Source organism: Vibrio variabilis, assembly GCF_003263785.1.
In the GTDB taxonomy this organism is placed as follows: domain Bacteria; phylum Pseudomonadota; class Gammaproteobacteria; order Enterobacterales; family Vibrionaceae; genus Vibrio; species Vibrio variabilis.
Genome location: NZ_JYJK01000062.1, coordinates 1 through 25,033 on the forward strand (window position 1 = coordinate 1; position 25,033 = coordinate 25,033).

A 25,033-nucleotide genomic window follows, 5' to 3' on the forward strand; every position below is an offset into this window, starting at 1 on the left:
TTTTATAGCTCTCATTGTGCTTAACAGTGATAAAATGCGACACTAGCTCAGTTGATAGAGCGCAACCTTGTCAAGGTTGAGGTCACGCCTTTAGGCTTGAACCTCGTGCCTTGGTCGGTCACGTCGCCCCATTTCTCCCTCGAAATGGACAAAGACGCGGTCATCTCATAGAGATAGCAAAGTTGAGAAACTTAGTCCCACACCGCATGCTCTTTCCTAATGCTGAGAAGCATCACTCCCTAAAATTTAAAGCTAAATCATCGTCGATATCATTGGATTACATCGTCGAAATTTTTGCTGTGTACTCTATTTTCTACACACCGCCAAAGCAGTAGGTTATTGCCTTAGCTGAGGGGCAGTTACACTTAAATTAACAGAGTTATCCACATTGCTAAATTGTGGATAAGTTGGTTGATAAATTGTTTTTGAATAGGCATGTAGAGAACAAGCTGAAAGATCTTTACATCAATACACACAGTCGCCGCACGACTTTAATGACTTTAAGTTGTTGTTTTATATTGATTATGTCATTTTGTTTTTACTTTTCACTTGACAATAAAATGATCACCAAGTGACATTTATTTGATCCTGGTCATATATTCAATCTGTGTTTAACCTGATTTCTCAACGACTAACTGTCGATGAAAATGTAGTTTTTCCACAAATTCAATTTTGGGATGTCAGTCAAGAAAATTAATTTGATTTTTCTGAGCCCACTGGCGACTAGGCATCTCGAGGTAAGCCTTTTTGAATGATGCGAATCAGACGTTGGCTTTTGGATGTTAGAGCGTTACCTGATGAGTTGGGTAATTGGTTGGTTTGCTGTTGGAGAGCCCACTGTATATGTTCATCAAGCAGCTCTGACTGGCCTTGCACTTGTTCTAGTGCATTAATGTAGCGCTGGGAGTAGGGCGCATTACCTATTGCGATAATGATGTTGCGCTGCCACTGTTCATGCCCAATGCGGCGAATAGCAGACCCTTCCATGTTCTTAAGAAATGTCGTTTCATCCCAATTAAGCAAAGTACACAGATCGATGTCGTTGAACGCTTGGCGTCTTTGAAAATCTGGTTGCTGGCCAAGCTCAGCAAAGCGATTCCACGGACAAACCAGCTGGCAATCATCGCAACCATAGATTCGATTCCCCATCGCTGCGCGAAGGGATTCGGGTATCACGCCTTTATATTCAATCGTGAGATATGAGATACAGCGCCTTGCATCGATAACACCATCTTCAAGTATGGCACCTGTAGGACATGACGTGATGCATGCGCTGCACTTACCACACTGATTCTCTACCGGAGCGTCAACAGGAAGCGGCAGGTCGATAAACAGTTCACCAAGAAAAAACCAAGAGCCGGCGTCTTTATCTAGTAGAAGTGAATGTTTGCCTGTCCAGCCTAGACCTGCCTTTTCGGCAATAGGGCGCTCGAGCACAGGAGCTGAGTCGACAAAAGGTCGGTAGCCAAGCTCCGAGACTTCCTTTTCGATTCGCTGTCCGAGCTTTTTGAGCTGATTGCGAATCAACTTATGATAGTCGCGACCTAACGCATAGCGGCTAATGTAACCGGCATGCTGGTTTTCCAAATTGGATGCAAAGCCTGCTTCTTCAGGAAGATAGTCCATGCGGACGCTGATGATGCGGCAGGTATTGGGATGCAGCCTATCGGGATGGATGCGTAGGTCTTGGTGAGTTTCCATCCAAGCCATGTCACCGTGATAACCCGCTTCTAGCCACTGCTTGAGCATCGCCTCTTGATCAAGAAGATCGATATCGCTGATACCAGCCTTCTGAAAACCGAGTTCTTGTGCCCAAACTTTAATGTCGCTGGCTAGCTTGTCTAAGTCCATCACGATTACCCAAGTGGAAAAGGACGCGTATTCTATACTCAAATGCAATGCGACCCAAGTATGAACGCTAAAAAAGCGTGGATCCAATTGTCCAGAAAAGTGTCTTAATGCTTTGTATAAACTTTCGACGACTATTTTGTACTTTCACAGTAGGGATAAATTGAAAATAATGGTAAATTTTCTGATTACTTACAGAAGATCACTTGTCTGTGAAAAGCGACACAGTTTACTATTTCGGCTCTCAAAGGCACCACTCAGAGAAAAATGTGATGAGTACTAAAAAATTTTCCTTAGCAGATGAATCAGCAACGATTTTAATTGGAACTAAACTAGCAAATCTTTGTTCAAAACAAACAACGATCTATTTGCACGGTGACCTTGGAGCGGGGAAAACCACCTTTAGTCGCGGGTTTATTCAAAGTCTAGGCCATCAAGCAACGTAAAAAGCCCAACTTATACCTTGGTTGAACCGTATCAACTTGAAGGATGGAACGTCTATCATTTTGATTTGTATCGTTTAGCGGATCCAGAAGAGTTGGAGTTTATGGGTATTCGCGATTACTTCTCTGAAGATGCCATCTGTTTGGTTGAGTGGCCAGAGAAGGGACAAGGCATTCTGCCTTCTGCTGATCTCGATATTGATATCCGATACGTCGGAGATGCAAGAGAAATCGCCTTCACGGCAAATAGCGATTATGGAAAAGAGTTAATTAGTCAGTTGGAGTTAAATTGATCAGTCGTTTTCTTAGCAGCATGATGAAAATCGTGCTGCCTTTGTGTTTACTGTTTCCTGCCGTCACTCTTGCTAATGCACTAGAGGGTATTCGTGTTTGGCCTTCTCCGGATGAAACACGCGTGGTGATCGACCTCAAGTCCGAGGCGGATTACAGTTATTTCTCATTGAGTGGTCCATCGCGAATTGTCGTAGACCTTAAAAACACCTCGCTAAACACAAAATTACCCATCGGCGTATCTGATAGCCCCGTGTTAAGTAAGATCCGCAAGAGTTCACCACCGAACAAAGGCACTTATCGCCTGGTGTTTGAGCTAAAGAAGTCCGCGACCCCGCAGATTTTTAAGCTCAACCCTACCCCTGGTGGTCAATACGGCCATCGATTGGTCATTGACCTACCACATGGCAAAGCAACCAGCCAAGCGACACCGAGTACACCGAAGAGCAAAACTGAGGTCAGCCGTGATGCTTCCCAGCTACGTGGCAATGCCGATATTGTTGTAGCAATTGACGCTGGCCACGGTGGTGAAGACCCTGGTTCAATTGGCCCGACGAAGAAGTACGAAAAACACGTCACATTGAGCGTGTCGAAAAAGCTGGCAGCTCAAATCAATGCCATTCCGGGAATGAAGGCAGTATTGACCCGCAGCGGTGATTACTTTGTTAACCTCAACAAGCGCTCCAACATCGCTCGTAAGAATGGCGCGCACCTTTTGGTTTCTGTTCACGCTGATGCATTTAGAACGCCACAGCCTCGTGGTGGCTCTGTGTTTGTATTGAACACACGCCGTGCAAATACCGAAATTGCTCGCTGGGTTGAAAATCATGAACAGCAATCGGAGCTGCTTGGTGGCGCTGGAGAAGTGCTTGCCAAAAACACTAACGACAGAAACGTAAGCCAAACGCTACTCGATTTGCAGTTTAGCCATTCACAGAAAGAGGGCTATAAGGTTGCAACTAAGATCCTCAAAGAGATGGGAAAAGTTGCGCACCTACATAAAAAAGAGCCGGTGAATGCCAGTCTTGCAGTATTGAAGTCGCCAGATATACCGTCTGTATTAGTCGAAACCGGCTTTATTTCTAACCCAACAGAAGAGCGTCTACTGACGACCCGAAGTCATCAAGACAAATTAGCTCGCGCGTTAGCAAAAGCGATTGTTCAATATTTCGAGGCGAATCCACCAGAAGGCACCTTGTTTGCTAATCGTGGCCAGCAGCGCAAGCATACCGTGAAACGTGGTGAATCTTTATCGGTGATTGCTCAGAAATATGGCTCGTCGGTTTCGGCTATTAAGAGTGCGAACAGCCTTAAGAGTACGTCTCTGGCTGTAGGGCAGACCTTGATTATTCCAGGGAATAGTGCCCCGATTAAAGTGAGCTCTAAAGTAAACACGGTAGAAACCAAGACGCTGACACACACCGTGGTCAAAGGTGATTACTTAGGGAAAGTGGCGAGTAAATACAAAGTGTCAGTGGCGGATATTAAGCGTGAGAACCGCTTAAAATCAGATGTACTGAAGTTGGGTCAGAAGCTAAAAATAACCGTCAGCTTAAAAGATCTGCCTCTGCGTAAACACAAAGTTCAGCGCGGAGAGTACTTAGGCAAAATTGCCTCTCGATATGGCGTGAGCGTCAGCAGTATTCGAGAGGCTAACAAGCTTCGTTCTGATTCACTCGCCGTCGGGCAAGTGCTGCTGATCCCGCACAAGTGATGAATGTTCAAATTGATGGAATCGGAGAAGCGTTGTGACGATTAAGATCTTACCTGCAAGATTGGCGAACCAAATCGCCGCAGGTGAAGTGGTTGAGAGGCCAGCGTCCGTAGTCAAAGAGCTGGTTGAAAATAGCCTAGACTCAGGTGCCACTCGTATCGATATTGATATCGAGAAGGGTGGTGCCAAGCTTATCCGTGTTCGAGATAACGGCAAGGGGATCCCTAAAGACGAACTGCAATTGGCGTTGAGCCGACATGCGACGTCAAAAATCCATACCCTTGATGACCTAGAAGCTATCATGAGTTTGGGCTTTCGCGGTGAGGCGCTGGCGAGTATTAGCTCGGTAGCAAGACTCACACTGACGTCTCGCCCTGCCACTCAAGAACAAGCTTGGAGTGCCTACGCGGAAGGGCGCGACATGGCGGTGAAACTGACCCCGGCTGCCCACCCAATTGGTACCACACTTGAAGTATTGGATCTGTTTTTCAACACACCCGCACGCCGTAAATTCTTGCGAACGGAAAAGACCGAATTCAATCATATTGATGAGCTTTTAAAGCGCATTGCACTAAGCCGCTTTGACGTGTCGATCAACCTTAAACATAACAGCAAGCTGGTGCGTCAGTACCGCGCAGCGAAAACAGAGCCTCAGTTAGAAAAACGCATAGCCGCCGTATGCGGAGCTGGGTTTGTGCGTCATATGCTTAAGATTGAGCTTGAGCACAACGATCTTAAGCTGCACGGTTGGATCACCACACCAGAAGGTGCACGCGCGCAAAGCGATCTGCAATACTGCTATGTGAATGGTCGTATGATGAAGGATAAGCTCATCAACCATGCGATTCGCCAAAGCTATGAGAACAGTTTGGCACCCGATCAGTACGCGGCGTATATCTTGTTTATCGATATCGACCCGCATCAGGTGGACGTGAATGTGCATCCAGCCAAACATGAGGTGCGTTTTCATCAAGCAAGGTTAGTGCATGACTTTATTTATCAAGCACTGAGCGACGCACTGGTGCAAGCAAAATCCATTGATGCGCCGGTGACCTCTAACTCAGCATTCAGTCATGTTGAACCGAAGGCTGAGTCAGAGCAAGTCGAATCCACTTCTTCTCATGCACTTGTTGAAATGACACAGCCGCAGCAGCTGGTGTCTTCGGCAACTTCTGGTGGAGCGAGTGTCTCAGAGTCATTGATACAAGCGGTGGAGAGCATTCCGGCTTATCCAGGACGTGCGGACTATCACTCATCTACTACACGTTCGCCAAGTCCTCAGTCGGCAAGCGAACGAACTCAACGTGACCATAGTGAAACGAGTGGCTCTGCCCACAGAGTAGAAGAACCGTACGCTCGTAATGAATGGAACTCGAGTCGAGCCGCGGGCTCGTCGAAAGCCAAGCCCCGAGTGCAAGAAGCGGCGCCGACAGCAGAAGAAGTTCGCGTTTATCAAGAACTGATGCAAACACCGGATATCGCCGAGCCAGAAATAGAAACAGCGGAAGCTCCGCCATTGAAGCAAGATGCTGCCCCTATATCGATTGAGATTGAGCGCATTGGTAAAGCAATCACTATGGCAGATACGACATACGTATTGGTGAAAGCAGAGCCGTGCTGCGCACTGGTGTCATTGCGCAGAGCTGAGTTTTATAAGCTGTTTGCTCAGTTGGATCCGAAAGGTCAGCCGCTAAAAATGCAGCCGCTGCTCGTACCGCTGTCGTTAAAAGTCAGCGACATGCAGCAGCAAGTGGCGACAGCGCAGCGAGAACTATTACTTAGCTTTGGTATCGACCTCGCCATTCGCAATAAGCAAGCGCTCATGGTGATGGGCGTACCAGCACCACTTAGGCAGCAAAATTTGCAATTGTTAATTGATGAAATGCTGTCATACTTGGCGACCCTTGAGCAGCAAGACCTTAGCCCGAGCCGTTTGAGCTTATGGCTAACGAAAAAAGTGCTGCAAGTGAAAAGTAGCTACACTTTATCTGAATCTGTTCAGTTACTCGGTAATCTTGAGCAGCTATACGACGGTAAGCTACCTTTGAGCGACCCTAAATTTGTCCGCCCTGTCGATTTTACGGCCACAATTGCAGCGTTTTCATCATGAGCCAACAATTACCTTTAGTTCTGTTTTTAATGGGTCCTACCGCTTCTGGTAAGACTGAATTAGCGATACGTCTTCGTCAGCAATATCCAGTTGAGATTATCAGTGTAGACTCTGCGCTCATTTACAAAGGCATGGATATTGGTACGGCTAAGCCTGATGCCGAAGAGCTCGCACTGGCACCGCACAGACTGATTGATATTCTCGACCCAGCAGAGTCGTACTCTGCGGCTGATTTCCGCCGCGATGCACTAAATGAAATCGCCAAAATCCACGCAGAAGGCAAGATCCCGCTGTTAGTGGGGGCACCATGCTCTATTTCAAAGCTTTGCTTCAAGGTTTATCTCCACTGCCTGCGGCGAATCCAGAGATCCGAGCGCAAATAGAAAAAGAGTCACAAGAGAAGGGCTGGCAGGCACTTCATAATGAACTAAAACAGATAGATCCTGTCTCAGCAGAGAGGATTCATCCGAATGATCCACAGCGTTTGTCGCGTGCGTTAGAGGTGTATAGAATCTCTGGTAAGTCATTGACAGAATTGACTGAGACCAAGGGGGAGCCACTGCCATTTCGCGTCAAACAATTTGCGGTAGCGCCCAAAGATCGCGCTTTGTTACACAAACGGATTGAATTGCGCTTCGAGAAAATGATACAAGCAGGCTTTGAAGATGAAGTCAAAGCGTTATATGCTCGTGAAGATCTTCACCCAGATCTGCCGTCGATCCGTTGTGTCGGCTACAGGCAGATGTGGGAGTACTTAGATGGCGAGAGCACGTTAGATGATGCGATTTTCCGTGGCATCTGCGCGACTCGACAATTGGCCAAGCGACAAATCACCTGGTTAAGGAGTTGGGATGATTTGGTTTGGCTGGATAGCGAACACATTGAGGATTCAATGAAAACTCTCACAGACGCCATAGCATCTGATGGTGTTAACTGTGTATAATGTGGGCGCTTTTGCGTAGAAATACCCAAAAAGGAACTGAGTTTTGTTTTCAAAGACGATTGTTGTTCTATGATTATAAAACTAAGGGGTATTTCATTGGTTTAGCTCAGATGCAAAGGCAGCACCAAATTGCAGTGCACCAATAGCTAAATAATTAAAACTACAATATTAATATAAGGAAAATAAAAATGGCTAAGGGGCAATCTCTTCAAGACCCATTCCTAAATGCACTACGTCGCGAGCGTATCCCAGTTTCTATCTACCTAGTGAATGGCATCAAGCTACAAGGTCAGATTGAATCGTTTGATCAGTTTGTGATCCTTCTGAAAAATACTGTAAACCAAATGGTTTACAAGCATGCGATTTCAACGGTTGTTCCAGCCCGTGCTGTTAGCCACCACAGTGGTGAGCGTACTGGCGGTGACCGTCAACAAGAGAAATCTGACGATTAATAATAAATCTCTTAAAAACAGATATTTAAATAGGAGTTGGTCGCTTGTTTGACCGTTACGAATCGGGTGAGCAGGCTGTACTTGTTCATATCAACTTCACGCAAGAAGGTGAGTGGGAAGATCTCAGCGAATTTGAAATGCTGGTTTCTTCTGCAGGTGTTAACGCGTTACAGACCGTAACGGGTAGCCGACAGTCCCCTCACCCTAAGTACTACGTAGGGGAAGGCAAAGCGCAAGAAATAGCACAAACGGTGCAATTAACCGGTGCTGATATTGTGATTTTTAATCACGCCCTTTCCCCTGCCCAAGAGCGTAACCTTGAAAGTCTGTGTAAATGTCGAGTGTTGGATCGTACCGGTCTGATCCTCGACATTTTTGCCCAACGCGCCCGTACCCACGAGGGTAAGCTGCAAGTTGAGCTGGCACAGCTTCGTCATATCTCGACTCGATTGATCCGAGGTTGGACGCACCTTGAAAGGCAGAAAGGTGGTATCGGTCTGCGCGGTCCTGGCGAAACCCAGCTGGAGACTGACCGTCGATTGTTGCGTGATCGCATCAAAGCGATATTGCGTCGCTTAGAGAAGGTTGCCAAGCAGCGTGAGCAGGGCAGACGTGCAAGAAGTAGAGCCGAAATCCCAACGATTTCCCTGGTGGGCTACACCAATGCGGGCAAATCTACGCTATTTAACCGCATTACTGAAGCTGGGGTGTACGCAGCTGATCAGCTATTCGCAACCTAGATCCCACACTAAGAAAGATTGAATTGGCGGACGTAGGTTCGGCAATTTTAGCGGACACGGTCGGATTTATCCGTCATCTTCCGCATGATCTCGTCGCAGCATTTAAGGCAACCTTGCAAGAAACGCAGGAAGCTGACATTTTGTTACATGTTGTCGATGCCAGTGACGAGCGTTTTCGTGAGAATATTCAAGCTGTTCATGACGTGCTAGAAGAAATTGATGCCCATGAGGTGCCAACTCTCGTCGTAATGAACAAGATAGATAATCTAGATGGCCAACGTCCACGTATAGAACGTGACGATGAAGGTATTCCGAGAACTGTTTGGGTCTCTGCCATGGAAGGGCAAGGCATCGAACTGTTGTTCGACGCGCTCACAGAGCGTTTAGCAAGCCAAATGGTTCAGTATCAGCTGCGAATTCCACCCCAGTATCAAGGGCGTTTTCGGAGCACATTTTTCCAGATGAATTGTATTCAACGCGAAGAGTATGATCCTGAAGGTAACTTGTTGATTGATATTCGGATGCAACAAGTAGATTGGTCTAGACTTGAAAAAAGAGAAGGGGCAGTTTTGAGTGGCTTTATAGTTACTTAAAGGACTGCTACAGTATAACGTCATACTAAATGATGGAGCTTCCTAATGGCGTGGAATGAGCCTGGTAATAATAATGGAAATAACGGCCGCGATAAGGACCCTTGGGGGAACAACAATCGTGGAGACCGTAATCAAGGCGACCGAAATAACGGTGGCCGTGATCAAGGACCGCCTGATTTAGATGAAGTCTTTAATAAGCTGAGTCAAAAAATCGGTGGTAAGTTTGGCAAGCGTGGTGGCGGCGGTAGCCCATCCATTGGCGGCGGCGGTAGTGCAATTGGCTTCGGTGTGATTGTATTGATCGCAGTGGTCATTTGGTTCTTTTCCGGCTTCTACACCATTAGCGAAGGTGAGCGTGGTGTCGTGCTTCGCTTAGGCAAGTTTGACCGCATTGTTGATCCGGGTCTGAACTGGCGTCCTCGCTTTATTGATGAGTATGAACCGGTAAACGTTCAGGCGATTCGCTCTTTGCGCGCCTCTGGTACGATGTTGACCAAAGACGAGAACGTTGTTTCTGTTTCAATGGACGTTCAGTATCGTGTCTCTGATCCATACAAATATCTATATGTGGTGACCAACGCAGACGACAGTTTGAGTCAAGCAACCGACTCTGCTCTCCGTGCTGTTATTGGTGACTCATTGATGGATAGCATTTTGACCAGTGGTCGTCAGCAAATCCGTCAAAGCACTCAAGAAACGCTAAACGAAATCATCGACAACTACGACATGGGCTTGTCTATTGTTGACGTCAACTTCCAGTCGGCACGTCCGCCTGAGCAAGTTAAAGATGCCTTCGATGATGCGATTGCGGCTCGTGAGGATGAAGAGCGTTTCATTCGTGAAGCAGAAGCGTACAAGAACGAAATCATTCCGAAAGCGACTGGTCGTTCTGAGCGTTTGAAGAAAGAAGCTCAAGGTTACTCTGAGCGCGTAACTAACGAAGCACTAGGTCAAGTAGCTCAGTTCGAGAAACTGCTACCTGAATACCAAGCGGCTCCAGAAGTAACGCGTAATCGTCTATACCTAGATACGATGGAAGAAGTGTACTCAAGCACATCGAAAGTGCTTATCGACTCAGAGTCGAGCGGTAACCTTCTGTATCTTCCAATTGACAAGTTAGCTGGTCAAGAGGGTGCGTCGAAGTCACGTAAACCGAAAGAAACCTCAGTTTATGAAGAGATCCAGTTGGATCCTGTGAATACCGACTCGTCTAATAGCAGCAACTCGCGCAATAACACGACTCGTCAAGGGAGATACTAATCATGCGTAAATTGATGATACCAGTATTAGTCGTTGCCTTAGCATTGATGCTGATGTCTTTGTTCGTTATCCCAGAAGGTGAGCGAGGAATCGTAATCCGATTCGGTCGTGTACTGAGTGATGACAACAACGTGTCTCGTATCTACGAGCCAGGCTTGCACTTTAAAATGCCACTGTTCGACCGTGTGAAGACGCTAGATGCGCGTATTCAGACTATGGACGGCCGTGGTGACCGTTTCGTCACGTCTGAGAAAAAAGACGTAATCATTAACACCTACGTCAAGTGGAAGATTGAAGATTTCCGTCAATACTACTTGGCAACAGGTGGTGGCAATGCACTGACGGCAGAAGCGCTACTTGAACGTAAAGTGACAGACGTGCTTCGTTCTGAAATCGGTTCGCGTGAAATCAAGCAAATCGTTTCTGGGCCACGTAATGACGATGTTCTACCAGACAGCGTCGACAGCGAAGAAGTGACGACTGAAGCCGCACGTCAAGCGTTGGATATTGATGGTGAGCGTGACAAGATCATGCTCAATGTGTTGAACGACACGCGTGAGAGCGCAATGACTGACTTGGGTGTTCGCGTCGTTGATTTCCGTATTAAGAAAATCAACCTACCTGATGAAATCAGTGAGTCGATTTATCGTCGTATGCGTGCTGAGCGTGAATCAGTAGCGCGTAGACACCGCTCTCAAGGTCGTGAGAAAGCAGAAGTTATCCGCGCTCAAGCAGAGCTAGAAGTAGCGACGCTACTAGCGGAAGCGGACAAAACAGCTCGTGTGACACGAGGTGATGCGGACGCAGAAGCAGCGGCTATCTACTCGGCAGCGTACAACAAAGATCCTGAATTCTTCAGCTTCTTACGTTCATTGAGTGCATACAAAACGTCTTTCTCAGATAAGAGTGACATCTTGGTTTTAGACCCGAGCAGCGAGTTCTTCCGTTACATGAACGATATGAACGGCGCACCGGCTAAATAACCAATCATACATTGATACAATAGGGCTCCTGCGGGAGCCCTATCTTTTTGGAGAAAAGAACATGTCCGAATCACTTTGGATTGCGTTGGGTTTGGTGTTGGTCGTGGAAGGGTTGGGGCCGCTGCTCGCACCTAAAGGCTGGAGAAACATGGTGTTGCAGTTGGCTGAGCAACCGGATGAACAGATTCGCCGTGTGGGTGGTTGCTTAGTAGTAGCAGGGACAGTGATCACGGTTATGCTGTTAAATTAGTCGCAAACATTGACTTTTTATTAACCAGCATCAGTCACTTACCCTTATGTGACGGTTTTATGCTTAAAAAATGACTGCATAAATGTGATTTCGGTGCTAGAATCCTTTTTTAACTAGCAATCAGATTGGAAAGATGGGAAATAACGTAGTCGTTCTGGGCACCCAATGGGGTGACGAAGGTAAAGGTAAAATCGTAGACCTTTTAACTGAAGATGCAAAATACGTGGTTCGCTACCAAGGCGGTCACAATGCAGGCCACACTCTAGTCATTGACGGTGAAAAAACCGTTCTTCATTTGATTCCATCAGGTATTCTTCGCGACAACATCAAGTGCATTATCGGTAACGGTGTTGTTCTATCTCCTGAAGCATTAATTAAAGAAATGAAGCCTCTTGAAGAGCGCGGCATTCCAGTACGTGAACGTCTTTTCGTTTCTGAAGCTTGTCCTCTAATTCTTCCTTACCACATCGCTATCGACCAAGCGCGTGAAATCGCTCGTGGTAAGAAAGCGATCGGTACGACGGGTCGTGGTATCGGTCCTGCGTACGAAGACAAAGTTGCTCGTCGCGGCCTACGTGTTGGCGACTTGTTCGATAAAGAAGTGTTCGCAGAGAAACTAAAAGAAGTAATGGAATTCCATAACTTCCAACTAGAGCACTTCTACAAAACTGACACTGTTAGCTACGAAGAAGTACTAGAGCAATGCATGGGTTATGCAGATCTACTGACTTCAATGGTTATCGACGTCACTGACGAACTTGATGCGGCACGTAAGCGTGGCGATAAGATCATGTTCGAAGGTGCTCAAGGTACACTGCTTGATATCGACCACGGTACTTACCCATACGTAACGTCTTCTAACACGACTGCAGGTGGTGTTGCGGCAGGTTCTGGTTTCGGTCCTCGTCACATCGGCTACATCCTTGGTATCACTAAGGCGTACTGTACTCGTGTAGGTTCAGGTCCATTCCCAACAGAACTTTACGATGGTCTAGATAAGCAAGATCCAATCGGTAAACACCTAGGTACAGTTGGTCACGAGTTCGGTGCAACAACGGGTCGTCTACGTCGTACAGGTTGGTTCGATGCAGTGGCAATGCGCCGCGCTATCCAAATCAACTCTATCTCTGGTTTCTGTCTAACTAAGCTAGACGTACTAGATGGCTAGAAGAGCTAAAAATCTGTACCGGTTACAAGATGAAAGATGGCTCTATCCTAGAAGTATCGCCAATGGCTGCTGAGTCATTTGAACAAGCGACACCTATCTACGAAACAATGCCAGGTTGGTCTGAGACAACATTTGGTGCAACGTCTATCGAGCAGCTTCCTCAAGCAGCACTAGACTACATCAAGCGCATTGAAGATCTAACGGGTGTGCCAGTAGACATCATTTCTACCGGTCCAGACCGTAACGAGACAATTATCAAGGTTCACCCATTCGAATCTTAATCCGTCTCTAAAGACAGCTAAGCCAGCGATATTTCGCTGGCTTTTTTTTACCTGTTATTTAGCCTTTCACACTTCATACTGTGATCTTGTGCCAAGTATTTGACGGCTTTGCCAGTGAATAGAAGAAAAGTGGCAAAATATTGCCGTTTTTTCTAAAGCGTGGCGGACGTCTGCCGATAAAAATGAGACCATTGATGAGTTTTGTACAATGGACGGACGTTGAGTATGAGGAGCAGGAAAAAGTGATAAAGCGACACAAACTGGCAGCATTTGTTTGCATGGCGCTACTTGGCTCTGTGACATCGGTGCAGAGCAAGGAGCTTGGTGCCCCGATCCCGATTTACTCAGAAGACGAACTGATTGGTTTGATTGAAGAAAACCGCCACCTTGCCCGCGTTAAAGAAGATAACTGCCAGCTGGTTGAAGATATCATGGCGCGTGCCACGCGTATTAGTTTGCCGTCTTATGAATTCCTCTATGGTGACATGTTGGCTTGGGGTGTTTGTGTCCCTCAAGACGTAGAGCTTGGTCTCTACTACATGGAAAATGCCGCTCATCAAGGCTTACCTGTTGCGCTTGAGCAATTGGGTCGATACTACTCAAAAGGGACCTTTGTACAGCAAGACAAAGAGCGTGCAATCCCATATTTCCGTGAAGCGGCCTCCATGGGCAACATCGATGCCCGCATCCAACTAGCCGAGCTTCTGCTGCGCGATTACGGCAGCCCACTTGACTACGAAGACGCTTATCGTTGGCTGTACAACTCGGTCACACCTGATGGTCGCAAACACAAGCGCATTTCCATGTTGAGACGTGGCCTTGAGCAGCGTATGCCGGAAAATATTATCGCTCGCGCCAAGCGTCGTACGGCATTTTGGTAATCTGATCCCATCATCTATCTGATGAATTAGATACAGAAAGCTAAAGCAATTCTGTAGCTTATCTGCTGCGTCAGTTATAATCGACCTATCCCTCCTAAAAAATAGGTCTGACGATGTCGAAAAAGCCTAGCGAAATAAAAGTAGACGACCCTTTTGCTGCAAGAGAGTCTGAGAACTACGAAAACCCCATCCCAAGCCGAGAATTCATCTCTGACTTCCTAGAAAGCGTTAATGTCCCAATGAACAGAAACGATCTGTTTGAAGCTTTGGGTCTGTCTGGTGAAGAGCAGTATGAAGGCTTGCGTCGTCGACTGCGCGCGATGGAGCGTGACGGCCAGTTGGTGTTTACTCGACGTCAATGCTATGCCCTGCCAGACAAGCTCGAAATGATCAAAGGCTACGTCATTGGTCATAAGGATGGCCATGGCTGGGTTCGACCTGAAGGGAGCATGAATAAAGACAACGATGTGCTGTTGCCACATCATCAAATGCGTACCTTGCTGCATGGTGACTTCGTATTGGTTCAACCATCGGGCACCGATAAGCGAGGCCGCAAAGAAGGCCGCTTAGTTCGCGTGCTTGAAGAGCGTAAGACGCAGGTTGTCGGTCGCTTCTTCATGGAATACGGTTATGCCTATGTGGTGGCAGATGATTCTCGCATTAGCCAAGATATCCTGATCCCTAATGAGCACCGAGGCGGTGCACGTATGGGTAATGTGGTCGTAGTCGAAGTGACCGATCGTGGAAGTCGCTCCCGTGGCATGATGGGGCAAGTGGTTGAAGTACTGGGTGAGAATATGGCGCCGGGTATGGAGACACAAATTGCTATTCGCACTCATCAAATTCCTCATGAGTGGCCTGAAGAAGTCGAAAAGCAAGTCAAGCAGTTCGGCGAGTTCGTGCCTGAAGAGGCTAAAGAAGGGCGTGTTGATCTGCGTGACCTCCCGCTAGTCACCATCGATGGTGAAGACGCGCGAGACTTTGATGACGCGGTTTATTGTGAACGCAAGAAGAGCGGTGGCTGGCGCTTGTGGGTAGCGATTGCCGATGTTAGCTATTATGTTCGTCCAAACACGCCACTCGACAAAGAAGCGATCGTGCGCGGTAACTCGGTTTACTTCCCATCTCAGGTTGTGCCTATGCTTCCAGAGGTGCTGTCTAATGGTCTTTGTTCACTCAACCCACAAGTGGATCGCTTGTGTATGGTGTGTGAAATGACCATCTCTGAGACCGGTAAGCTATCGGGCTACAAACATTACGAAGCGGTGATGAACTCTCATGCGCGCCTGACTTATAACAAAGTGAGTGACATTTTAGAGGGTAACGAAGAACTGCGTGAGCGTTACAGCGCTGTGGTTCCTCATCTTCATGAGCTGCACAACATGTATCAAGTGCTCAAGTGTGCCCGTGATAATCGTGGTGCGATTGAGTTTGAAACCGTTGAAACTAAGTTTATTTTCAATGCCGATCGTAAGATTGACCGCATTGAGCCTGTGGTTCGCAATGATGCGCACAAGATCATCGAAGAATGTATGATTCTGGCGAACATCGCTTCTGCTTCGTTAGTTGAGAAGCCAAAGAGCCATCACTTTATCGAGTGCACGAAACTCCGGGTGAAGAGAGACTGCAAGGCTTTAGAGACTTTCTTGGTGAGCTAGGCCTAGATCTATCCGGTGGTCTTGAGCCATCGCCGACCGATTATGCCGAGCTGATTAAAAAGATTGGTGAGCGTCAGGATAAAGAGCTGATTCAAACCATGCTGCTGCGCTCTATGAAGCAGGCAGTTTACAACGCGGATAACGCCGGGCACTTTGGTTTGGCGCTAAAACGCTACGCGCACTTTACCTCACCAATTCGTCGTTACCCAGACTTGCTGCTGCACCGCGCGATAAAATACCTTATTGCCAAGCAAGAAGGTCGTAATACCGATCGCTGGACACCAACTGGTGGCTACCACTACTCGTTCGACGATATGGATTACTACGGTGAACAGTGTTCGATGACCGAGCGCCGCGCCGATGATGCAACTCGCGATGTGGCCGATTGGCTCAAGTGTGAGTACATGCAAGACCACGTCGGCGAAGTGCTTGATGGCGTGATTGCCAACGTGACTGGCTTTGGCTTCTTCGTGCGCTTAACAGAGCTGCACATCGATGGCTTAGTGCATATTTCGTCACTGGCGAACGATTACTATCAATTTGACCCGATTGGTCAGAGACTTATCGGTGAAAGCTTTGGTGCGATTTACCGTTTAGGCGACGCTGTTAAGGTGAAAGTGCTGTCGGTTAACCTTGATGACAAGCAAATAGACTTTGAATTAGTCGAAACAAGTCGTAAGCTACGCGGCAAAGGAAAAACGGCGAAAAAACGCATGGCTGAAGCTGAAAAGAAAAAAGCTAAAGCCAAACAGCGTGTCGCAGAAGTCAGAGGCAAGCGCAGCCCGAAGGCCGCGAAGCCAATGGTCGAAGCCACCAAACGCCCAGATGGACAAGAAGAGGATGTACTTCCTCATAAACGCAAGAAGTCCAAAGCCACCAAATCACGCAAGAATAAGGCGCGCCAAAATAAGGCTCGCAGTAAAGCGAAGAAATAACGAATTCAGGATTATTCCATGAGTAATGAATTTATTTACGGTATCCACGCGATTAAAGCAGTTCTTGAAAAAGACCCAGTGCGCTTTGTGGAAGCCTATGTACTAAAAGGGCGTCAAGACGATCGCTTGATGCCGCTGCTGAACGAACTTAACCAAATTGGTGTGTCGATTCAGCAAATGAACCGCAAAACACTCGATGACAAAGCCAGCGGTGCGAATCACCAAGGCATTATTGCTAAGGTAAAACCGGCCAAGCAGCTCAATGAAAACGATCTTGATGATGTATTAGCGCAGCATGAACAGCCGCTACTCCTTATCCTCGATGGCGTTACTGATCCGCATAACCTTGGCGCATGTCTGCGTAACGCGGATGCGGCGGGTGTGGCTGCGGTGATTGTACCGAAAGACCGCTCTGCACCAATGACTGCGACAGTGAGTAAAGTAGCATGTGGCGCAGCAGAGACGGTGCCCCTTATCCGTGTGACGAACTTGGCGCGTACTATGCGTGCGCTGCAAGAAAAAGGTATCTGGATTGTCGGCACAGCAGGTGAAGCGACACATGATATTTATCAAGCGAAACTGTCTGGCTCTCTCGCGGTAGTCATGGGTGCAGAAGGTGATGGTATGCGTCGTCTAACGCGTGAAACCTGTGATGACCTCATCAAGATCCCAATGGCGGGTGCAGTATCAAGCCTGAACGTGTCAGTGGCATCGGGTATTTGCCTATTTGAAGCGGTTCGTCAACGCGCACTTTAATTCGCATTCTAATAACGACAAAGCCCCAGCATAAGACTGGGGCTTTGTTTTATCTGTAACTCGCTAAGCGATTAAATCGCTCGATGCAGAGCGCCTTAATAGTGGGGAGGCGGTGTTTCTTCCGATGGATCCGCCAAGTTTGAGGTATCCATGTTTTTCACTTTGCCAACCACGTATTTCATTTGATCTTGCATCTTGCTGATGAGTAGCTGCTGCTGAGTCAGCGCATCATTAAGCTCTTCAATCGTCTGCTCTTGGAACGCCATTTTGCATTCCATATCGTTAATTCTCTCTTCGAGAGCTTGAATCTCTTTATCACTCATAAGGTCACTCACTAATTTTCCAAGCTTGGATGACGCTAGCTGACGAGGCAGAAAGCACGCGCTGGTTGCTCTCAAAAGCGGCATCATACACTACTCCCCGTGGTGGGCGAACATCTTTTAGCAGTTCCACTTCGTAGCCTTCCAGTCGTTTACCCGTTTCGGTGTTCCATATCATGAGTCGAGAGGAAGGGGAGCCAGTAACAAGTCGCGTACCATCATCAGAAAATCGTGCTGAAGAGAAAATAAGTTGGCGTGTCCAAGTACTTAGCTCACTCACCTTATCGCCGGTTTGTAAATCCCAAATGATGGCATCATTGCCGGTATCCGAGGTGAGGGCATAGCGGCCGTCGCGCTGCAGCTCAACGGTACCGACGCGTTGTGAATGCTCAAACCGGTGTAATATTTGTCCAGATTCAGTACTCCAAAAATAGCCATTATGATCATTGCCTCCTGAAAGGGCGTATTTTCCGTTCGGGGATAAAGCAACAGAATTAACTTTTTCAACGTGAGCAAGGAACTCTAGCCGCCTTCCAGTGACTAAATCGATGAATATGGCTTTGCCGTTGCTAAGGCCGATTAGTACTTCGTCTCCGCTGTTACCCAAGGCAATATCTTGAATAAGCCCGTCAGCGACAGACCAAAGGCCGGTTGATTGTGACCAAGCCAAATCCCAAATCGCAAAGTTGGTTTGGGTCGCGGTGATGGCAAAGCGGCCATTATCGCTAAAGCGGATAAGGGAGATGATGTTCTCGTCGGGATCTTGAATACCCAAGCGAGATAAGATTTTATCTTGCTCGAGATCCCAAAGCTGAAGGTGCTGCTGCTTAGAATAAAGCAGCGCAAATCGGGCGTCGCGGCTAAGCGCTATGGCGGTTGTGCCCTCAAGGGCGAGTTCCCAGCGCTGCTCAGACTCGGTGGAGAATAAGCAGCCATTTAACAAGCCGATGACAATTAGCCACAGCACAGAATGAGATATTATTCGCATCATTACTGTTATTCCACGTTGAGTATTGAGTTTAAGCTAGTATATTTATAGTTTGAGCTAGTAGGAAATAGTTACTAGATTTAGTTAGTTACGCATAACTATTGAACAAGTTTTTATAGTATGGCTAGGTATTAAGTCTACAAGAAGTCCATCATTGGAGAAATAAATGAAATCACTATTTAAAGTGTCGCTGCTTGCTGCGACAGTTATGTTGGCAGTCGGTTGTCAAAAAGAAGAAGAACCAAAAGTAGAGCCAGCAGCGCAAGAGCAAGTTCAAGCTGAGACAGGCAAAGCGGTTCACTTTAAAACAGAAGACGACAAAGCCGCTTACGCGATTGGTGTTTCTTTTGCGAACTACCTAAGCACTAGTATTGAAAAGCCTGCTGAGTTCGGTATCGAACTGAAGAAAGAGCTGGTTCTTAAAGGTATTGAGCAAGCTTTCGCTGGTAATGCAGAGCTTAGCGAAGACGAAATCCGCGCAGCGCTAGAAGGTTTAGACAAACGCGTAGCTGAAACCATGCAAAAGCAAGCAGCTGAAAAAGCAGCGGCAGCAACGAAAGCGGGTGATGATTTCCGCGCTGAGTTTGCTAAGCAAGAAGGCGTGACAGCGACTGAGTCTGGTCTTCTTTACCAAGTAGAGACTGAAGGCACAGGCGCACAACCAAAAGACACGGATACGGTTCAAGTACACTACAAGGGTACGTTGATTGACGGTACTCAATTTGACAGCTCTTACGACCGCGGTGAGCCTGCTACATTCCCACTTAACCGCGTGATCCCTGGTTGGACTGAGGGTGTTCAGTTAATGAAAGTCGGTTCTAAGTACAAGTTCGTTATCCCGCCAGAGCTAGCATACGGTGAGCAAGATACTCCGACTATCCCTGCGAACTCAACGCTAGTATTCGAAGTTGAGCTTCTAAAAATTGAAGGCGACGATACTCAAGCAACTCAGTAATGTTTGATTAGTCTCGGAAAAAAGCTCACTTCGGTGAGCTTTTTTTATGGTGGCTTGTCACCACAGTTGCAATTGAAGGGATAAAAAACCGCACTTTTTTTGCCCTAAATCACTAGTTCGCGACATACATAGGGTAGCGCTCAAATTTTCTGATAAACTTACGTTAATTTTTTTAAAGTATTTTTTTAGCTTTAGGGTCCAATGACTGTGACTGAAATTACCAACCAGATGAGCTGCTCGAAATGGAGTCCGTCGATGTGGCGCCATTCAGTGAGCACGATAAAATCATCTTACAATCCTACGAAGCGGTGGTAGATGGGCTTGCGAGCTTGATCGGCCCGTTCTGTGAAATTGTTTTGCACTCGCTGGAGTCATTAAATACTTCTGCGGTGAAAATTGCTAATGGTGAAAACACCGGCCGTCAGGTTGGCTCACCCATCACAGATTTGGCGCTAAAAATGTTGAAAGACATCGAAGGCTCAGAGCGCAACTTCTCTCGCTCTTACTTTACTCGCGCGAAAGGCGGCGTATTGATGAAGTCGATCACTATCGCGATTCGCAATGGTGATAATCGCGTGATCGGCCTTTTGTGTATCAACGTCAATCTCGATGCGCCATTCTCTCAGATCCTGCAATCGTTCATGCCAACGCAAGAAGCAAAAGATGCGGCATCATCGGTTAACTTTGCTAGCGATGTAGAAGAGCTGGTAGACCAAACGGTTGAGCGCACCATCGAGGATATCAATGCGGACAAGTCGGTGTCGAACAACACCAAAAACCGTCAGATCGTGATGGAGCTGTATGACAAGGGCATCTTTGATATCAAGGATGCGATTAACCGCGTTGCTGACAGGCTTAATATCTCTAAGCACACGGTTTACCTGTACATTCGTCAGCGTAAGACTGAGGACGAGTAATTGTCTGCCTTGACCTACAGTCTCGTGGTAAATGGCTCCGTGTACGGAAGCCAGTCAGCGCGTAACGCCTATCAATTTGCTAACGCGCTGATTGCCAAAGGGCACAAACTTGTTAGTGTGTTTTTTTACCAAGATGGCGTTCACAACGCGTCGCGCTTAACGGTACCCGCTAACGATGAGTTCGATTTAGTCGCTGCGTGGCAAAACGCTCGCGACGGAGCATGGGGTTCGTCTAGAAACCTGCGTTGCTGCATCATTGCGTCGTGGCGTGTTGGGGAGTGATGAGGCGTCGCAGCATCAGCGAGATGCCGACAACTTAGCGGACGGTTTCGAGCAAGCAGGGCTAGGCAGTCTTGCCAGTGCGATGCTGACTCAAGATAGGGTGGTGCAGTTTTGACGACATTAGCTTTTGTATTCAACTCACTACCGCATGCGAGTGCCGCAGGTCGAGAAGGCTTAGATGCGCTGCTCGCCACATCCGCGTTTACTGAGGACATCAAAGTGTTCTTTGTTGGCGATGGCGTAAATCAGCTGCGAAAAGGGCAGGATACGGACTCTATTTTATCTAGAGACTACATCAGCGCATTTAAACTGATGGATCTTTACGACATTGAGCAAGTGTTTGTCTGTGAGCAAAGCCTAGAGCGTTATCGCTTAACAGAAGAAGAGTTGCTGATCTCTGCTCAAGTTGTCTCAGCGCCCGCGATTGCTGATGAACTCAATCAATGTCATAAAGTATTAACCTTCTAGGATTACCATGCTGCACATTATAAAAAGCGAAGCTGGCTTCCAACAGGCCAAGACATACCTAAAAAAAGGGGATGATGTCCTTTTTGTCGAGAGTGCGTGTTACCTAGCAATGAGTGTTGATATGACTCAAGAGTGGCAGTGCTACTTTCTAGAACAAGATATGGATGCGCGTGGCTTAGTGAAAGAGGGTAGGGAGTCTTTGCAAGTGACCGATTTTAAAGGCTTTGTCGAACTAACTGAACGTCACATCGCCAGCACGACTTGGGGTTAATCCTCTTTCTTATGTCTTAGTCGTCGATACTGAGATGCGCATATTCCAAAAAAGATCTGTATATTTCTTGACACACCTCTCACTGCTGCATAGAATTTTGCGTCCCTAATTGCCATTGGTGATTGGGGATAGATTTTTCACAAAGCTTACTTTCAAGTAAATCAGGAGCTAGTTAATGGCAACTATTAACCAGTTGGTACGTAAGCCTCGTGCAAAGCAAGTTGTTAAAAGCAACGTGCCTGCACTAGAAGCGTGCCCACAAAAACGTGGTGTATGTACTCGTGTTTACACTACTACACCTAAAAAACCTAACTCAGCACTTCGTAAAGTATGTCGTGTTCGTCTAACGAACGGCTTCGAAGTAACTTCGTACATCGGCGGTGAAGGTCACAACCTTCAAGAGCACTCAGTTGTTCTAATCCGTGGCGGTCGTGTTAAAGACCTTCCGGGTGTACGTTACCACACTGTTCGCGGCGCACTTGACTGTGCTGGCGTAAATGACCGTAAACAAGGTCGTTCTAAGTACGGTGTGAAGCGTCCTAAGTCTTAATGGATTCCGTTAAGTAAGGCCAAACACTAAATTATTTTTAATTTTTGAAGAAACTGAAAAGTTTTGGATAACCTGAAGAAGACAACGGAGAATATCCATGCCACGTCGTCGCGTAATTGGTCAGCGTAAGATCCTTCCAGATCCAAAGTTCAAATCTGAGCTGCTGGCAAAATTTGTAAACATCGTAATGGTTGACGGTAAGAAATCAACTGCTGAAAAAATCGTTTACGGTGCACTAGAAACTATGGCTGAGAAGTCTGGCAAAGACCACTTAGCTGTATTTGAAGAAGCTCTTGAAAATGTTCGCCCAGCGGTAGAGGTTAAATCTCGCCGTGTAGGTGGTTCAACTTACCAAGTACCTGTAGAAGTTCGTCCGGTTCGCCGTAACGCACTTGCTATGCGTTGGTTGGTTGAAGCTGCGCGTAAGCGTGGTGAAAAATCTATGGCTCAACGCCTAGCTGCTGAAATGCTAGACGCGTCTGAGAACAAAGGTACTGCGGTTAAGAAACGTGAAGACGTTCACCGCATGGCTGACGCTAACAAAGCGTTTGCTCATTACCGCTGGTAATACCTTTTCAGTGCTGCGAGGTTCTCTCGCAGCACTTTTCTATACTCTAAGGTTAACCTTAGTAAGAGGATACAATCGTGGCTCGTAAAACTCCTATTGAGCGCTATCGTAATATCGGTATCGTTGCTCACGTAGATGCAGGTAAAACAACCACAAGTGAGCGTATTCTGTTCTACACTGGCCTTTCTCACAAAATCGGCGAAGTTCACGATGGTGCTGCAACCATGGACTGGATGGAGCAGGAGCAAGAGCGTGGTATCACTATCACATCTGCTGCGACTACTACCTTCTGGCGTGGTATGGAAGCACAATTCCAAGATCATCGCGTAAACATCATTGATACCCCTGGACACGTTGACTTTACTATCGAAGTAGAGCGTTCTTTGCGTGTGCTTGATGGTGCAGTGGTTGTATTCTGTGGCTCATCAGGTGTTGAACCTCAGTCTGAAACTGTATGGCGTCAAGCTGATAAATATCACGTTCCACGCATGGTATTTGTCAACAAGATGGACCGTGCAGGCGCAGACTTCCTACGCGTTGTGGATCAAATTAAAAATCGTCTTGGTGCGAACCCAGTTCCAATCCAATTAAACATTGGTGCAGAAGATGAGTTCAAAGGTGTCATCGACCTTATCAAGATGAAAGCAATCAACTGGAACGATGCCGATCAAGGTATGACCTTCACTTACGAAGACATTCCAGCAGAACTGCAAGATGAAGCGGAAGAGTGGCGCAACAACATGGTTGAAGCCGCTGCAGAAGCAAGCGAAGAGTTGATGGACAAATACCTTGAAGAAGGCGAACTAACGGAAGCTGAAATCAAGGCGGGTCTGCGTACTCGTACACTAAATAACGAAATTGTACTCGCAACATGTGGTAGTGCATTTAAGAACAAAGGTGTGCAAGCGGTACTAGACGCGGTTGTTGAATATCTTCCTTCTCCAGTAGACGTACCTGCGATTAAAGGTATCGACGAAGATGAGAACGAAGTAGAGCGTCACGCGGACGACAACGAACCATTCGCTGCACTTGCATTTAAGATTGCAACTGACCCGTTTGTAGGCACCCTTGCGTTTATGCGCGTTTACTCAGGTGTCGTAAACTCGGGTGATGCCGTTTATAACTCAGTGAAGCAAAAGCGTGAACGCTTTGGCCGTATCGTTCAGATGCACTCGAACAAGCGCGAAGAAGTAAAAGAAGTTCGTGCGGGTGACATCGCTGCAGCGATTGGTCTGAAAGACGTAACGACGGGTGATACCCTGTGTGACCAGAACCACAAAGTGATTCTAGAGCGCATGGAATTCCCTGAGCCAGTTATTCAGATCGCGGTAGAGCCTCGCTCTCAAGCTGACCAAGAGAAAATGGGTATTGCGCTAGGTAAACTAGCCGCAGAAGACCCGTCGTTCCGTGTGGAAACCGATGACGAAACTGGCCAAACGCTAATTTCAGGCATGGGTGAGCTTCACCTAGACATCATCGTTGACCGTATGAAACGTGAATTCAGTGTTGATTGCAACGTGGGTAAACCTCAAGTTGCGTACCGCGAAACCATTCGCGGCAGCACAGAAGTTGAAGGCAAATTTGTTCGCCAATCAGGTGGTCGTGGTCAATATGGTCACGTATGGCTTAAGCTTGAGCCATCTGAAGCGGGTGAAGGGTTTGTGTTCGTTGACGAGATCGTGGGTGGTGTGGTTCCTAAGGAATACATCAGCTCGGTATCGAAAGGTATCGAAGAGCAGATGAACAACGGTGTGCTTGCTGGCTATCCTGTACTGGATGTGAAAGCGACACTGTATGATGGCTCTTACCATGATGTCGACTCTAGCGAGATGGCGTTTAAGATCGCCGGCTCGATGGCCTTCAGAAAAGGTGCGCTTGAAGCACAACCTGTTCTGCTTGAGCCAATGATGAAGGTTGAAGTAACCACTCCAGAAGATTGGATGGGTGATGTTGTTGGTGACCTTAACCGTCGCCGCGGCATGATCGAAGGTATGGATGACGGCCACGCTGGTCTTAAGATTATCCGTGCACAAGTACCGCTCTCTGAGATGTTTGGTTACGCAACTGACTTGCGTAGTGCGACCCAAGGTCGTGCGTCATACTCGATGGAATTTAGCGAATACGCTGAGACTCCGAAGAATGTGGCGGATGCGATCATTGCACAGCGCAGCTAATCAGCTATTGTTTAGTAATGAATCTGTTGCGTTGAGTAAAATTGACGCATAAAATAGCAAATTCTGGCGCGCCCCGACAAAATTCGTTCTCGGGGCGAATCATAACTAGGAAGGAACACGATCGTGTCTAAAGAAAAATTTGAACGTACTAAACCGCACGTTAACGTTGGTACTATCGGCCACGTTGACCACGGTAAAACAACTCTAACTGCTGCAATCTGTACTACTCTAGCT

The 25,033-nt window shown here is 47.2% G+C and carries 20 protein-coding genes and 6 pseudogenes; 23 read left to right on the forward strand and 3 right to left on the reverse strand.

Translation table 11 applies throughout. The features are described 5' to 3' along the window. Positions 1-723 precede the first annotated feature (723 nt). On the reverse strand, positions 724-1,851 hold the full coding sequence (gene queG, locus TZ48_RS09325) for a tRNA epoxyqueuosine(34) reductase QueG (protein WP_112478956.1): 1,128 nt from the start codon (positions 1,849-1,851) through the stop codon (positions 724-726). 269 nt (positions 1,852-2,120) lie between these two features. Between queG and tsaE the strand changes: the two are divergent. The 13 genes and pseudogenes from tsaE (at position 2,121) to rlmB (ending at position 17,306) form a co-directional block, all read left to right on the forward strand. Further along, a pseudogene (tsaE, locus tag TZ48_RS09330) lies at positions 2,121-2,584 on the forward strand (tRNA (adenosine(37)-N6)-threonylcarbamoyltransferase complex ATPase subunit type 1 TsaE). Between the two features lie 20 nt (positions 2,585-2,604). After that, positions 2,605-4,296 (forward strand): LysM peptidoglycan-binding domain-containing protein, encoded by a 1,692-nt coding sequence (locus TZ48_RS09335; protein WP_112478965.1) that lies wholly within the window; start codon positions 2,605-2,607, stop codon positions 4,294-4,296. 34 nt (positions 4,297-4,330) lie between these two features. After that, positions 4,331-6,406 (forward strand): DNA mismatch repair endonuclease MutL, encoded by a 2,076-nt coding sequence (mutL, locus tag TZ48_RS09340; protein ID WP_112478957.1) that lies wholly within the window; start codon positions 4,331-4,333, stop codon positions 6,404-6,406. 29 nt (positions 6,407-6,435) lie between these two features. Further along, positions 6,436-7,349: pseudogene (miaA, locus tag TZ48_RS09345) on the forward strand (tRNA (adenosine(37)-N6)-dimethylallyltransferase MiaA). A 188-nt stretch (positions 7,350-7,537) separates the two neighbouring features. Further along, a complete protein-coding gene (hfq, locus tag TZ48_RS09350; protein ID WP_042503236.1) occupies positions 7,538-7,801 on the forward strand; it encodes an RNA chaperone Hfq in 264 nt (87 codons plus the stop codon). Positions 7,802-7,845: 44 nt separating this feature from the next. After that, positions 7,846-9,134 (forward strand): annotated as a pseudogene (gene hflX / locus TZ48_RS09355) (ribosome rescue GTPase HflX). 45 nt (positions 9,135-9,179) lie between these two features. After that, positions 9,180-10,394, forward strand: coding sequence for an FtsH protease activity modulator HflK (hflK, locus tag TZ48_RS09360; protein ID WP_112478958.1), 1,215 nt, complete (start codon positions 9,180-9,182; stop codon positions 10,392-10,394). A 2-nt stretch (positions 10,395-10,396) separates the two neighbouring features. Beyond that, entirely contained in the window at positions 10,397-11,377 is a 981-nt protein-coding gene (gene hflC, locus TZ48_RS09365; RefSeq protein ID WP_112478959.1) for a protease modulator HflC, read from the forward strand. Positions 11,378-11,438: 61 nt separating this feature from the next. Beyond that, the gene (locus TZ48_RS09370; protein ID WP_112478960.1) at positions 11,439-11,627 is read left to right on the forward strand and encodes a DUF2065 domain-containing protein; all 189 of its coding nucleotides are present in this window, start codon (positions 11,439-11,441) and stop codon (positions 11,625-11,627) included. Between the two features lie 133 nt (positions 11,628-11,760). After that, positions 11,761-13,076: pseudogene (locus TZ48_RS09375) on the forward strand (adenylosuccinate synthase). A 194-nt stretch (positions 13,077-13,270) separates the two neighbouring features. Further along, positions 13,271-13,957, forward strand: a complete 687-nt coding sequence (gene motX / locus TZ48_RS09380; protein WP_420822932.1) for a flagellar protein MotX — start codon at positions 13,271-13,273, stop codon at positions 13,955-13,957. Positions 13,958-14,070: 113 nt separating this feature from the next. Further along, positions 14,071-16,550: pseudogene (gene rnr, locus TZ48_RS09385) on the forward strand (ribonuclease R). Between the two features lie 18 nt (positions 16,551-16,568). Next, complete coding sequence (rlmB, locus tag TZ48_RS09390; protein ID WP_042478943.1) at positions 16,569-17,306, forward strand: 23S rRNA (guanosine(2251)-2'-O)-methyltransferase RlmB; 738 nt, start codon at positions 16,569-16,571, stop codon at positions 17,304-17,306. A gap of 95 nt (positions 17,307-17,401) precedes the next feature. Here the strand turns inward: rlmB and TZ48_RS09395 are convergent, their stop codons facing one another. Together TZ48_RS09395 and TZ48_RS09400 are read right to left on the reverse strand one after the other, a co-directional pair. Continuing rightward, positions 17,402-17,629 (reverse strand): SlyX family protein, encoded by a 228-nt coding sequence (locus TZ48_RS09395; RefSeq protein ID WP_112478967.1) that lies wholly within the window; start codon positions 17,627-17,629, stop codon positions 17,402-17,404. Positions 17,630-17,633: 4 nt separating this feature from the next. Continuing rightward, positions 17,634-18,614, reverse strand: coding sequence for a WD40 repeat domain-containing protein (locus tag TZ48_RS09400; protein ID WP_112478968.1), 981 nt, complete (start codon positions 18,612-18,614; stop codon positions 17,634-17,636). Positions 18,615-18,780: 166 nt separating this feature from the next. Between TZ48_RS09400 and fkpA the strand changes: the two genes are divergently transcribed. The 10 genes and pseudogenes from fkpA to TZ48_RS09445 form a co-directional block, all read left to right on the forward strand. Further along, on the forward strand, positions 18,781-19,569 hold the full coding sequence (gene fkpA, locus TZ48_RS09405; RefSeq protein WP_112478961.1) for an FKBP-type peptidyl-prolyl cis-trans isomerase: 789 nt from the start codon (positions 18,781-18,783) through the stop codon (positions 19,567-19,569). Between the two features lie 201 nt (positions 19,570-19,770). Further along, positions 19,771-20,486 (forward strand): annotated as a pseudogene (locus tag TZ48_RS09410) (helix-turn-helix transcriptional regulator). Next, positions 20,487-20,768, forward strand: a complete 282-nt coding sequence (tusD, locus tag TZ48_RS09415; RefSeq protein WP_239670765.1) for a sulfurtransferase complex subunit TusD — start codon at positions 20,487-20,489, stop codon at positions 20,766-20,768. Continuing rightward, a complete protein-coding gene (locus tag TZ48_RS24915; RefSeq protein ID WP_239670766.1) occupies positions 20,755-20,883 on the forward strand; it encodes a hypothetical protein in 129 nt (42 codons plus the stop codon). The genes tusD and TZ48_RS24915 overlap by 14 nt, the downstream gene beginning before the upstream one ends. After that, positions 20,880-21,236 (forward strand): sulfurtransferase complex subunit TusC, encoded by a 357-nt coding sequence (gene tusC / locus TZ48_RS09420; RefSeq protein ID WP_112478962.1) that lies wholly within the window; start codon positions 20,880-20,882, stop codon positions 21,234-21,236. Before TZ48_RS24915 ends, tusC begins: the two co-directional genes overlap by 4 nt. A 7-nt stretch (positions 21,237-21,243) precedes the next feature. After that, positions 21,244-21,507 (forward strand): sulfurtransferase complex subunit TusB, encoded by a 264-nt coding sequence (gene tusB, locus TZ48_RS09425; RefSeq protein ID WP_112478963.1) that lies wholly within the window; start codon positions 21,244-21,246, stop codon positions 21,505-21,507. A gap of 175 nt (positions 21,508-21,682) precedes the next feature. Further along, a complete protein-coding gene (rpsL, locus tag TZ48_RS09430; protein WP_004399892.1) occupies positions 21,683-22,057 on the forward strand; it encodes a 30S ribosomal protein S12 in 375 nt (124 codons plus the stop codon). 97 nt (positions 22,058-22,154) lie between these two features. After that, positions 22,155-22,625, forward strand: a complete 471-nt coding sequence (gene rpsG, locus TZ48_RS09435) for a 30S ribosomal protein S7 (protein WP_042478937.1) — start codon at positions 22,155-22,157, stop codon at positions 22,623-22,625. A 77-nt stretch (positions 22,626-22,702) separates the two neighbouring features. Continuing rightward, positions 22,703-24,799 (forward strand): elongation factor G, encoded by a 2,097-nt coding sequence (gene fusA, locus TZ48_RS09440; protein WP_112478964.1) that lies wholly within the window; start codon positions 22,703-22,705, stop codon positions 24,797-24,799. Between the two features lie 123 nt (positions 24,800-24,922). Then, positions 24,923-25,033 (forward strand): GTP-binding protein (locus TZ48_RS09445; protein WP_239670767.1); only part of this gene is annotated, 111 nt, incomplete at its 3' end.